The organism is Gardnerella sp. C0026F2 (assembly GCF_056590715.1).
Genome location: NZ_JBWPWR010000001.1, coordinates 403,341 through 415,578 on the forward strand (window position 1 = coordinate 403,341; position 12,238 = coordinate 415,578).

Here is a 12,238-nt window from a genome sequence, read left to right on the forward strand (position 1 = left end):
TAAATAAATCAGCTTATGTTTTCTTATCGCTAAGCAGGTATGATACAAGTATGACAGATAATGAGCATCAGACTAAAAGCGCTAAATCGGAACATCCGTATGTGTCGGAAAAGCGTGAGGGTAAGCCTTATGCTGAGTGGATTGTAGCAGTTATTGTTGCATTTTGCGCATTATTGGCATTCGTAGGATATGTAAAAGCCGCCACAATTATTATTTCTGTGGCGGCTGTACTTCTAGGCGTTATGCGCTTAATTATGCGTCAGCGTAGTCCTTGGAAAGTTCGCTCTGTTGGCTTTGATTCTTTCATAAGTATTACGCTTGGCGCAGGTTTGCTCATAACATATGCTTCAATTATATTTTTGCTATAACTTTATTTTTGAATATTGTTTGCAACGTTATCGTCAGATGCGTCTTGAACATACTCATAGTTCATATCTGACACTACAGGAGCGTCTGCTTTTTCGTCTGCTTTTTCGTCTGCAGATTTTTGTGCTGGTTCGGAATTTGTTTCATTCGATACAGCAAGTTTTTGTGCAGAGTTTGAAAGGAACTTTGTCAATAGCGAAACTAAGCTAACAATCGCTGCAGCAAAAATTGGAGCAACCCAGAATACCCACAATTGACTTAATGGCTTAACATCCAAATCATAAGAGTTTGCGAATATTGCAATGCCTGTAGAACGAGCAGGATTCAAGCCAGCTCCTGTAATCATGTATGTAATTAAAGTGCCAACTGCGTATGCAATGCCGATGTGTGTCGCATAACCGCATTTAGTGTTACCTTTATTGTCTGTGCTACGCAATGCGGCGGCAACAATCAAAATAACAGCAATAACTTCAACTAATAATGCAGATACTATTCCGAAAGATAAATTCATTCCTTTTAGTTTAGATGCGGAAATAGAGCCTTTTCCAAACCCGTTTACTAATGGCATAAACCAATATTTTTTGTCAAAACCTGACATTTGATCAAATTGCGACGGATCGAGGCTTGAATCCTGCTGAGGAATAGTAAGAAGAAATAGTTTTGCAGCTGCAATAGCGCCAAAAACTTGTGCAACAATGTAGCATAATCCTGAAACGTATGAAGTGCGTCCAGTAAGCATTGAAGCAACTGTTATAGCAGGGTTGAGATGACCTCCAGAAACTTTAGATGCAATATGTGTTGCTGCAGCATAAGCGAGACCAGTGCCGACAGCAATCATGAAAACGTTGATTCCGGACATAAATATATTGAGAGGATAAAAAGTGTAAACAACGAACATTACTAAAGCTGTAGCAATAAATTCAGTACCAATACGAACAATAAGTGGCGCAGCAGTTTTAGTTGTGTCGCACGTTGTATCTGTTGTTTTAATCATAATTTTCCTTAATTTTAGTTGTGCTGCTTTGTTAATTATTGCAACACAATGAAACCTAGGCTATACTATCACGGCTATGCCATACGGTAACATAAAAAAACGTGGTATTTTTTGATTTATTACAAATTTAATAAATTTCCACATAAATTAGTAAGTTAATTAGTAATGAATTGCTTATATTGCGCATTCTTAAGTAAATTTTGGCGCAAGTATGTATGTAATTCTTTAGGTCACGTTGGGAGAACGATGCCAAACGCATATTCCCGCGCCAATCAGGCGCATTCAGATGACAACAACGCCATTCGACTGCAGAAGCTGCTTGCTGAAGCGGGATTTGGTTCACGTCGAAAGTGTGAAGAAATAATCCTTGATGGTCGTGTTGAAGTAGACGACGAATTGGTTACAACACTTGGTACTCGAGTAGATCCAAAACGCCAAAAAGTGCGCGTTGATGGATCTCGCGTAAAGTTCAACACAAAGCTCGTAACGCTCGCATTGCATAAGCCTAAGCGAGTTCTTAGCGCAATGGACGATCCAAAAGGTCGCTTTACTTTAAGAGATATTGTTGGAGACAAATACGAGCGAATTTTCCACATGGGACGCTTGGATTACGATTCTGAAGGTCTTATTTTAATGACCAACGATGGCGAGCTAAGCCAGCATGTAATGCACCCAAAGTATGAGGTTGAGAAAACTTATATTGCAACTGTTGAAGGCAAAATCAACGGTATGGTTTGCCGCCGTTTGGTTTCGCAAGGTGTAAATCTTGAAGACGGTTGGATTAAGCTCGATCGTTGCGCAATAATCGACCAGAATCACGACACAACCATGGTAAAAGTTGTGTTGCATTCTGGCAAAAATCGTATTGTGCGAAGAATTTTTGGAGCAGTTGGTTTCCCTGTAAAGCGTCTTGTTCGTACGCAAATTGGTCCTATTAAATTGGGTGACTTAAAAGCTGGATCGTATCGCGTGCTTTCTCAAACAGAAGTGCGCTCGCTTTCTAAGGAGGTTGGCCTGTGATTTGCGTAGCAATTGATGGACCAGCAGGAGTAGGTAAATCTTCTACTTCTCGTGCTTTAGCACAATACTACGGTTTTGCGTATTTAGATACGGGTGCAATGTATCGAGCTGCTGCTTGGTGTTGCTTGAAGCAAGGTATTGATTTAAGCACGCAACTTGAATTGGATGAAGAAGGAAATCCTGTAAGTCCAGCGGATACTGAACGTTTTAATCAAATCGTTGAAGCTGTTGGAGCCTTATTTACTGAAAGTGACGCTGACTTTAGTGTTGATCCTAAGAATCCTGTAGTAACTGTCGAAGGTGAGGATATTAGCGAAGAATTGCGTTCCAGCGAAGTTTCTTCGCATGTGTCTACTGTATCTTCAATTCCTGCAGTTCGCCGTATGCTTATTGCTGCTCAGCGTGCGTATATTGCTTCAGAATCAGATGAAGATTCTTTCTCTAAAGGTGAGGGAATAGTTGCAGAAGGCCGCGATATTACTACTGTTGTAGCTCCTAATGCGCAAGTTCGAGTGCTTCTTACTGCGCGCGAAGAAGTGCGTCAAGCTCGCAGAAACAAGCAGAATATTGCGCAAGAAAATTTGCAAAATAATGAATCTAAAAATAATGAATCTGAAGAAGACGATATTCGCGTTCGTGACGCTAAAGATTCTAAAGTTACGCATTTTCTTCAAGCAGCAGACGGCGTTACAACTCTAGATAATTCTGATTTGACTTTTGAGCAGACTCTTGATGCTCTTGTTGAAATGGTTGACGCTGCTATCGAGCAGGATGAGTACGACCGTTATGCAGCTAATCTTGAAGGTTATGATCTTGACGATGAAGACCGTGCGCTTCTTCGAGGTGACGAAGTAAATCAAGACGATGCAAAAGACTCTAAAGCTGTTGGAGTAATCGCCATTATAGGCCGACCAAACGTTGGAAAATCAACGCTTGTAAATCGTATTTTGGGTCATCGTGTAGCTGTTGTAGAAGATACTCCAGGTGTTACGAGAGATCGCGTAAGCTACGACGCTGAGTGGGCTGGAACCAATTTTAAGCTTGTTGACACTGGCGGCTGGGAAGCAGATGTTGAAGGCATTGATTCTTCTATTGCTCAACAAGCTCAAGTGGCAGTGCGTTTAAGCGATGCTGTGATTTTCCTAGTAGACGGTCAAGTTGGTTTAACAGCTACAGACGAGCGTATTGTTTCAATGCTTCGCGCTGCGGGTAAGCCTATTACTTTGGCTGTGAACAAAGTTGACGACGCTAGAAGCGAGTATTTGACTGCAGAGTTTTGGAAGCTCGGAATGGGTGAGCCTTACGGAATTTCTGCAATGCACGGCAGAGGCGTTGGAGATTTGCTTGATGCAGCGCTCAATTCTTTGAAGAAAGCGAATAAAACTTCAGGATTCTTAACTCCAGAAGGACTTCGCAGAGTTGCTTTAGTAGGTCGTCCAAACGTTGGTAAGTCTTCGCTTTTGAATCATTTAGCTCATGAAGAGCGATCTGTTGTAAACGATTTGGCTGGAACTACTCGTGACCCTGTTGATGAGGTTGTGCGAGTTGACGGCGAGGATTGGCTGTTTATTGACACTGCTGGTATTAAGCGCAGGCAGCACAAGCTTACGGGTGCTGAATACTATTCTTCACTTCGTACGCAAGCTGCGATTGAACGCTCGGAACTTGCTTTGATTCTTTTCGATTCTTCTCAGCCGATTGCAGAGCAGGATTTGAAAGTTATGAGCCAGGCTGTAGACGCAGGTCGAGCAATCGTACTTGTGTTTAACAAGTGGGACTTGATGGACGAATTTTCCAGACAGCGCATGGAACGCTTGTGGAAAACTGAGTTTGAGCGCGTAACTTGGGCTGAGCGCGTGAACCTTTCTGCAAAAACAGGATGGCATACGAATCGTCTTGCGCGCGCTATGCGAACAGCTTTAGACAGCTGGGATAAGCGTATTCCTACAGGCAAGCTCAATGCTTTCTTAGGGCGTATTCAGTCTGCTCATCCGCATCCTTTGCGAGGTGGAAAGCAAGCGAGAATCTTGTTTGCTACGCAAGCTTCTACGCGCCCACCGCGTTTTGTAATATTCACAACTGGCTTCTTAGAGCACGGCTACCGTCGCTTTATTGAGCGATCACTTCGAGAAGAATTTGGATTCGAGGGAACTCCTATTCAAATCTCCGTAAAAGTACGAGATAAGAAGAAGCGCAAGTAAAGCGCGAGTAAAGCGCGATTAAGTCACAAGTAAGTTAGTGTTAAGTAAAGTAGGAGCGCAATATGGCTGGTTTGAGCGAGTTAGCTTTCGATTTGCATCATGCTAGCGAAGATGAGATTTTTCAAGCATTTGTTGATTGGGTTAAAGATAACAAACATGTAGATTTGTGGCCGCATCAAGAAGAATCCGTTATGGATTTGCTTGCAGGAGACCATGTTATCTTAAACACTCCAACAGGTTCTGGAAAGTCGCTTGTCGCACTCGGAATGCATTTTGCGGCACTCGCCACCGGCAGACGCTCCTACTATACTGCGCCAATTAAAGCTCTTGTATCCGAAAAATTCTTCGATTTAGTAGCTATTTTTGGGCGTGACAACGTTGGTATGATTACAGGCGACTCGCATATTAATGCGGATGCTCCAATAATCTGCTGCACGGCGGAAATCTTAGCAAATCAAGCCTTACGTGAAGGCGTAAATGCTGAAGTCGATTGCGTTGCAATGGACGAATTCCACTACTATGGTGATCCAGAGCGCGGATGGGCTTGGCAAGTGCCTCTGCTTACACTTCCAAATACGCAATTCTTACTTATGAGTGCAACTCTTGGAGACGTAACGGATATTTCGGAACGCTTAGAAAAATCAACAAAAAGAAACGTCGATATTATTGCAGACGCTCCAAGACCAATCCCGCTCGAATACGAGTACACGGATAAGCCGCTTGCAACAACTGTAGAACTCTTATTTAACAAGGGTTTAACGCCAATTTACGTAGTTCATTTTTCGCAAGACGCAGCTCTTGAAACAGCTCAAGCGCTCGCAAGTACTGGAGTTTCAAGCAAAGAGCAGCGAGACAAAATTGCTCAAGCCATTAAAGGTACTAAGTTTACTACAGGTTTTGGCAAAATTTTGCAAAGGTTACTGCGCACTGGTGTAGGCGTACATCATGCTGGTATGCTTCCGCGCTACCGTAGGCTTGTTGAACAGCTCGCACAGCAAGGATTGCTGCCGGTTATTTGCGGTACAGACACTCTTGGAGTTGGCATTAACGTGCCAATTCACTCTGTTGTGCTTACAGCTCTTACAAAATTTGACGGAAATCGTAGCCGCAAGCTTCGCGCTCGCGAGTTTCATCAAATTGCAGGACGTGCAGGCAGAATGGGATTCGATACTGAGGGCTTAGTAGTTGCAGAGGCTCCAGAGTTTGAAATTGAGAATGCGCGCGCTGTTGCAAAAGCTGGAAATGATCCTAAGAAGCTTAAAAAAGTTAAGCGTAAGAAAGCTCCAGAAGGATTTGTAGTTTGGGGCGAGCCGACATTTACTAAGCTTATTGAAAGCGCTCCAGAAACTTTGAATCCTCACATGGTTGTAACGCACTCAATGATTTTGAACGAAGTTACGCAAGGTGGGGATGCTAGAGCGCGCGTTGAAAAACTTATTGAAGATAGTGCGCAAAAGCCGCAAGATAAAGAAAAATTGCTTGAGCGCTGCGACGATATTTTCCAAACTTTGCTCGATACTCAAGTCATTGAATGCAGAGAGCGCGCTGATGGTTCTTGTGATTATGATCTTGATGTTGCAATGCCTGACGGTTTTGCGCTAGATCAGCCGCTTTCTCCATTCTTGCTTGCAGCTTTGGAACTTCTAGACCCAGAATCTGAAAGCTATGCGCTTGACGTAATTTCTATGGTTGAAGCAACTTTGGATGACCCTAAGCCTGTGCTTCGTGCGCAAGAGCGTAAGGCTCGTGATGCTGCAATGGCTGGTATGAAGGATGATGGCATTGATTACGAGGAGCGCATGGAACGCTTAGCTGAAGTTAGCTATCCTAAGCCTCTTGAAGATTTGCTAGCTCCTGCTTTTGCGCAATATCGCAAGGACGTGCCGTGGGCAAACGACTACTGGCTAAAGCCTAAATCTGTGCTTCGAGACATGGTTGAAACCGCCTCTGATTTTACTGGATACATTTCTCGTTATGGCATTGCTAGAAGTGAGGGAACGCTTCTTCGTTACCTTTCGGACGCTTATCGTTCGCTTGCTCGCACTGTGCCAGAAGACATGCTTAACGAAGAATTGCGTGATATTATTTCGTGGCTTCGTCTTGTTGTGCGCTCTATTGATTCAAGTCTTGTTGACGAGTGGGAGAGTGCAGGAGGATCGGATGCTGAAGCTAGCGCTGTAACTATGGCTGCGCCTTCAACTTCTGAGTCTGTAGTTGAGGATCGTCGTGGACTTATTGTGTTGATTCGAAACGCAATGTTCCGTCGCGTGCAGCTTATGGATTTGGAAGATGCGGATACTTTAGGAGAGCTTGACAAGGCTTGGGGTTACGGCGTTCACGAGTGGAATGATGTGCTTGACGACTATTACGACGAGCACGAGTATGTTGGAATAGACGCCAAGGCTAGAAGTGGCGATTTGTTTATTTTGGATGATTCACTTGAGAAGAGTGAACATTCGTGGAAAGTTCGGCAGATTATCGACGATTCAGATGGAGACCATAATTGGGCTATTACTGGCGTTGTCGATTTGGATACAACTCAAGACGAAGGTGAAGTTGTGTTCTTTGACTATCAAGTTTCGCATGTGTGATTTTTAAAAATGTGCTAACGGAATGCAAAACACAGAATGCAGAATGCAATCGAACGTTTGTTCTATATGTAGTGTAAGCTGGTATTTATGGAGCAGGATTTATTTGCAGCAAGTAGTGCGCCGAGTGATGTAACTCGTCCGTTGGCAGTGCGTATGCGCCCGAGCAGTATTGAAGACGTGCTAGGGCAGTCGCATGCTCTAAAAGAAGGTTCGCCTTTGCGCAGGCTTGCAAATCCGCAATCTAAAGGTTCTCTTACTGCTCCAAGTTCTGTTGTGTTGTTTGGTCCTCCGGGAGTTGGTAAAACTACGCTCGCTTATATTGTTGCTCGTCAGTCTGGTCGCGTGTTTGAAGAGCTTTCTGCTGTAACTTCTGGAGTTAAAGACGTTCGTGCGGTACTTGATCGCGCGCATGAGCGTTTGGTTAGTCAAGGTAAAGAAACAGTTCTGTTTATTGACGAAGTTCACCGTTTTTCTAAATCTCAACAAGATGCTTTGCTTCCAAGTGTTGAAAATCGCGACGTAACTTTTATTGGAGCTACTACCGAAAATCCAAGCTTTTCAATTATTAAGCCGCTACTTAGTAGATCGGTAGTTGTTAAACTTGAGTCGCTTAGCGTTGAAGATTTGCATACTCTTATAGAACGTGCGCTAACTAGCGAAAACGGTCTTAATAATCAGCTTAAAATCGACGATGACGCAATAGATTCTATTATTCGCTTAAGCGGGGGAGACGCTCGCAAAACTCTCACTATTTTAGAGGCGGCTGCAGGAGCAGTAACAGGAGATGTTGCGTTACAGCATGGCAAAAAGAAGCCTGTAATTACTGCTGATATTGTTTCTAACGTAATGGATACTACTACAGTTCGTTACGACAAAGACGGCGACGATCATTACGATGTGATTTCTGCTTTTATTAAGTCGATGCGCGGAAGTGATGTTGACGCTTCTTTGCATTATTTAGCGCGAATGCTTCGAGCTGGGGAAGACCCGCGTTTTATTGCAAGGCGAATTATGATTGCTGCTGCCGAAGAAGTTGGTATGGCAGCTCCGCAAATTTTGCAAGTAACTGTTGCAGCAGCTCAAGCAGTTGCTTTAATTGGCATGCCGGAAGCGCGCATTATTCTTTCTGAAGCTGTGATTGCTGTAGCAACCGCTCCTAAATCAAACGCAAGCTATAACGCTATTAATAAGGCTTTACAAGACGTTGATGCTGGAAATATTGGTCAAGTGCCTCTTCATTTGCGTAACGCTCCAACTGCTTTGATGAAAAGTTGGGGAAACCATGACGGGTACAAGTATGCTCACGATTATCCGGGTGCTGTAGCATCCCAACAGTACATGCCAGATGAGCTAGTTGGTCGCGAATACTATCAGCCGTCGAATCGCGGCTACGAGCACGAGATTTCGCAACGTTTATCTCAAATCCGTGCTATTCTTCATGAATCTAATGAAAGTAGAGATGCTGGGTATGAAAAAGAATAGTGATTTTCTGTATTATTGCATATCGACTGTTGTACTTATATGCTGGCTTACTGCTTGCGTTGTGTATACTCTTTTTGCTGCAGATACCTTACAAAACAACGGCTTTTCGTTGAAAAGTATTACCAGCAATAGCATAATAAGCACAATCGCAAAACCAGATACTCGTAATGCAGATGACATTCTTTCTCAAGCTGGCAAAGAGTACAAGAATGTGCTTAAAGCTTCTTCGTATGTTTCAAATAAATTCCCACAGGATTTCGAATATTATTATGATCTGTGGGATATTGACAACGATAATATTCCAGAAATGATTGTTATTGCGACAAATGAATATAATACTAACTCTAACAAGTATATTCATGTATTCTCATTTAAGAATGGCAAGTTGGTTAAATATCCAGAAATTATAGATAAGAATCTTGATAAAAATGAGTATACAGGGACAATATATTTTGACCCTCATCATAAAGGAATTGTAATTTTGCGTGCTATTGAAAAAAATGCGCCTGATGTTTTCCCGTGGAGTAAAACAATTTATAAGCTGAATGAAGGCAACTTTACTCATACTCGGTCAATTGTTCAACATCCATTAGATAAAACTGATACATACGATTCAGTTCCTGGTACTGGTGAGATAAGTAAATTATTACATCCAACTTTTGTGCCGGTTGATGATTTTACTGATATTAATATGATGATTAATGCCAAAAACTTGACTCAAGCTCAGCATAAGCATAATGAGCTTGTTCAACTTTGGCGTGAAAAAGGTTATCAAGTATTTACTGGAACTGTAAAAATATTAAATGCTGATGAAGCATATGAGTTTCCTGGAACTACACCAAGTGATACTGGCAGTAAATATAGTGTTCGAGAGGAAAACAAAGATAATATTTATACAGTATTAGTATTCGATAGAAAGATGTCTGTTGGAGGATACTGTAATGGTATGGATTGTGGAGTAAGACAAACGCGCAACTCCATTAATAATATTTTAGTTACTATGAAGGTTTCTAAATCAAACGAAAGCAATATGTTTGAAAAATATAATAACAAAAAAATTACTATTGCTGCTAAAGCTGGAGATGATGGAACAAATTGGCTGGAACTGCCGGCAGGACAATCTACTGTTGATAGTGTGCATGTGATTGATGAGTAGAATATCACAATAAATATGCTCCACGATTCGCTTGGCTATCAGATTGATTATGAATGAGCTTAGGATCATGGAGCATTTTATTTGCGCGAATAAATTTCATTTTTAAATGAATATCATCTTCGCTTGATGCGTGTAATGAAGTTTAGTCACGTTCAGGAAGCTTACTCCAGTCGAAAGGCTTTTCAACCAAGTAGTATGCAACACTATCGTCTGGAGCAGGCTTAAACGGAACAGCCTTATGCTTGATTGTTGGTACGAACGGATTGTCTCCTATGTCGCCTTTGTAAGGTTCAGCATCAACAGTCGTTTTAGAATACAGTTTCGGATTTCTGCGTAAAATAAACGGTCTTGTAGTATCCGGCTTCTTATTACCTTTTCCATCAAAATATCCAGAAGATTCAATCTTATTAAGATTTGCATGAACTGGAACTACAAGGAAGAAGTCGCGCATCCTAAACGAAGAGTTTTTCCAATAGCCAGGAATCTTATCATGATCCCCATATTGTTTGATGTCTTCAGGAGGTTCAAACGCGTCAACCCATTTACCATTAACACACATACTGCCAATATTGTCATTAGCTGTTTCACCACAATATGGCAATCCCATTCCACGATAAAGTTCAAAAGCGCCAGTGTCTCCAACAATCAAATGATTCTTCATCCAACTGTCTTTGTTTTTATTATTATCCTTATAAAATACCAATCCGCCAATCTCATGAGCACCATTACCCAAAGTTAGATACTCATAAAAATTAGAATCATTAGGATACTTAGGATCGGTAGGAAGCTGCAAAAACATATCACTTGGATCAGCTTTAGGATAATCATGTTTCTGAAGCTCAATGCAGTCGCCATCATTAGTACACCAAGTGCCAATAACAGGAGACGTCTTAGACGCATACATCATATCCTTGTCATCAGGATCATTTTCTGTCATTACATTTTTTGTTTCAGAAGCGTCAACACCGTAGTACAAGTCAACATGCCCACCTGAAAACTTTGTACCTAAAGCAGGTTTAGAAGAAATGATCTTACCAAGATTCTTTTCTGACGAGAAATGCGGGTGCAATGAAACATCTTTCAATCCTAAATCTCGCAACTTATTTACTGCTTCGTCTTTATCCATGCCGAACAAGTCAGCAGGAATACCTTTGTCTTTAACTCCAACAGCAATACGAATCACACCATCATCACTACTTCCGCTCGAAACTGGGAAGCCTGGCATAGGGTCAGTTGCAATAACCTTTCCAGTATTAGTAGAAATAATATTGTATGTTTCAACAGGAACGCCCATAGATTCAGCTATCTTCTTAGCTTTTTCGAGAGGCTGACCTACTACACCCTTTTTAGGAATTCCAGGACCTTCAGATTCTATAACAGTAACATGCGATGAACTTTTCACACGTTGACCAGGACGAACATTAGTAAAACGAACAAAACCACCACGTTTAACAGAAGAAAACTCTTTAACAATAATAACCTTTACACCCTGCTTACGCAGATCGTCTACAGTTTTTTGCAATGGCGCACTTTTTAATGCACTAGCTTTAGGAATAAGAACAGTATGACTATTTTGTGAAGGTAAATAAAATACCACAAACGCAACCGCAGCAGCAATAACAAGTACTACAGCAACAATTGAAGCAATCAGTAGTTTAACTTTTTTTGATTTAGTAGAAGATTTCTCGCTACTACTTTCTGCAGTATACCCAGGCTGAATATAAGCTTCTTTTTCAGGTGGCATATTATAATTTTCATTCACAACATCCGAATAATTTGCAACAACATTGCCACATGAATCACAAAACTTACTATTCGGCTCTAGCTTACTTCCACAATTTTCACAAAATGCCATAATTCCCTCTCTTAACTGTGCTCGCACTTACCGAGTTTTTAACACAATAAATCTCTCTTAAGCGAAATTCTTACACACGATTCTATCTATATGCGCTGATAAGAAAACATGCAAAAATTATGCTGCATCTTTGGTTTGATTACGTAATTTATATAGATTCTCATAAGCAAAATGGACCTCTCAAATTAGAGAAGCCCATTTATATACAGTTTTAACGTCGTATGAATATAAATCACTATTCGCGCACAAGCATAATGTGTTCAACGCTGTCTAATGGAGATACGCGGAAAAGTACAAAACGATTGCCGATTACTTGCACGACTTCGGCACCGAGCTTTTGAGCAAGTGCATCAGCAGCTTCTTTAGCGCTTAATCCGGAACCATCTTGCACAGCGCACTTCATTAGCTCGTGGTACTGCATGGTTTCGTCTGCTTGCTTCACAGCTGCATCAGTAATATCGTTCTTGCCAACGTATAAAAGTGGGCTAAGCGTATTAGCGAGCGCGCGAAGCTGCTTAATCTGCTTCTTTGTCAATGCCATAAGGCGTCCTTTCAAATGCAAGTTTTATAACG

General features: G+C 41.7%; 9 protein-coding genes. 6 read left to right on the plus strand and 3 right to left on the minus strand.

The genetic code is table 11. From position 1 onward, the window contains the following. Nucleotides 1-50: 50 nt before the first annotated feature. Nucleotides 51-368 (plus strand): DUF3017 domain-containing protein, encoded by a 318-nt coding sequence (locus AC1EK3_RS01475; RefSeq protein ID WP_480033471.1) that lies wholly within the window; start codon nucleotides 51-53, stop codon nucleotides 366-368. 2 nt (nucleotides 369-370) lie between these two features. On the opposite strand, the gene AC1EK3_RS01480 is transcribed toward AC1EK3_RS01475, so the two are convergent. Next, nucleotides 371-1,360, minus strand: a complete 990-nt coding sequence (locus AC1EK3_RS01480) for an MIP/aquaporin family protein (RefSeq protein WP_480033470.1) — start codon at nucleotides 1,358-1,360, stop codon at nucleotides 371-373. Nucleotides 1,361-1,606: 246 nt separating this feature from the next. Between AC1EK3_RS01480 and AC1EK3_RS01485 the strand changes: the two genes are divergently transcribed. From AC1EK3_RS01485 to AC1EK3_RS01505, 5 genes are all read left to right on the plus strand, one after another. Continuing rightward, nucleotides 1,607-2,380 (plus strand): pseudouridine synthase, encoded by a 774-nt coding sequence (locus AC1EK3_RS01485; protein ID WP_391495806.1) that lies wholly within the window; start codon nucleotides 1,607-1,609, stop codon nucleotides 2,378-2,380. Next, nucleotides 2,377-4,581 carry a bifunctional cytidylate kinase/GTPase Der gene (gene der / locus AC1EK3_RS01490; RefSeq protein ID WP_480033469.1) on the plus strand — a complete coding sequence of 735 codons (2,205 nt, stop codon included), beginning with the start codon at nucleotides 2,377-2,379 and terminating at the stop codon, nucleotides 4,579-4,581. Before AC1EK3_RS01485 ends, der begins: the two co-directional genes overlap by 4 nt. 62 nt (nucleotides 4,582-4,643) lie before the next feature. Continuing rightward, on the plus strand, nucleotides 4,644-7,172 hold the full coding sequence (locus tag AC1EK3_RS01495; RefSeq protein WP_480033468.1) for a DEAD/DEAH box helicase: 2,529 nt from the start codon (nucleotides 4,644-4,646) through the stop codon (nucleotides 7,170-7,172). 87 nt (nucleotides 7,173-7,259) lie between these two features. Next, nucleotides 7,260-8,654, plus strand: coding sequence for a replication-associated recombination protein A (locus AC1EK3_RS01500; protein ID WP_480033467.1), 1,395 nt, complete (start codon nucleotides 7,260-7,262; stop codon nucleotides 8,652-8,654). After that, entirely contained in the window at nucleotides 8,641-9,810 is a 1,170-nt protein-coding gene (locus AC1EK3_RS01505; protein WP_480033466.1) for a hypothetical protein, read from the plus strand. Before AC1EK3_RS01500 ends, AC1EK3_RS01505 begins: the two co-directional genes overlap by 14 nt. A gap of 142 nt (nucleotides 9,811-9,952) precedes the next feature. Here AC1EK3_RS01505 and AC1EK3_RS01510 read toward each other — a convergent pair whose 3' ends face one another. Then, nucleotides 9,953-11,665: a PASTA domain-containing protein gene (locus tag AC1EK3_RS01510; RefSeq protein WP_480033465.1), complete on the minus strand. Its 1,713-nt coding sequence runs from the start codon at nucleotides 11,663-11,665 to the stop codon at nucleotides 9,953-9,955. A gap of 235 nt (nucleotides 11,666-11,900) precedes the next feature. Further along, nucleotides 11,901-12,206, minus strand: coding sequence for a YhbY family RNA-binding protein (locus tag AC1EK3_RS01515; RefSeq protein WP_004108863.1), 306 nt, complete (start codon nucleotides 12,204-12,206; stop codon nucleotides 11,901-11,903). Nucleotides 12,207-12,238: the final 32 nt, after the last annotated feature.

Excerpts from the sequence above, each read along its gene's own strand:
- AC1EK3_RS01515 (WP_004108863.1), bottom strand. The coding sequence starts at position 12,206 with ATGGCATTGACAAAGAAGCAGATTAAGCAGCTTCGCGCGCTCGCTAAT.
- AC1EK3_RS01505 (WP_480033466.1), top strand. The coding sequence starts at position 8,641 with ATGAAAAAGAATAGTGATTTTCTGTATTATTGCATATCGACTGTTGTA.
- AC1EK3_RS01485 (WP_391495806.1), top strand. The coding sequence starts at position 1,607 with ATGCCAAACGCATATTCCCGCGCCAATCAGGCGCATTCAGATGACAAC.
- AC1EK3_RS01475 (WP_480033471.1), top strand. The coding sequence starts at position 51 with ATGACAGATAATGAGCATCAGACTAAAAGCGCTAAATCGGAACATCCG.
- AC1EK3_RS01480 (WP_480033470.1), bottom strand. The coding sequence starts at position 1,360 with ATGATTAAAACAACAGATACAACGTGCGACACAACTAAAACTGCTGCG.
- AC1EK3_RS01500 (WP_480033467.1), top strand. The coding sequence starts at position 7,260 with ATGGAGCAGGATTTATTTGCAGCAAGTAGTGCGCCGAGTGATGTAACT.
- AC1EK3_RS01495 (WP_480033468.1), top strand. The coding sequence starts at position 4,644 with ATGGCTGGTTTGAGCGAGTTAGCTTTCGATTTGCATCATGCTAGCGAA.
- AC1EK3_RS01510 (WP_480033465.1), bottom strand. The coding sequence starts at position 11,665 with ATGGCATTTTGTGAAAATTGTGGAAGTAAGCTAGAGCCGAATAGTAAG.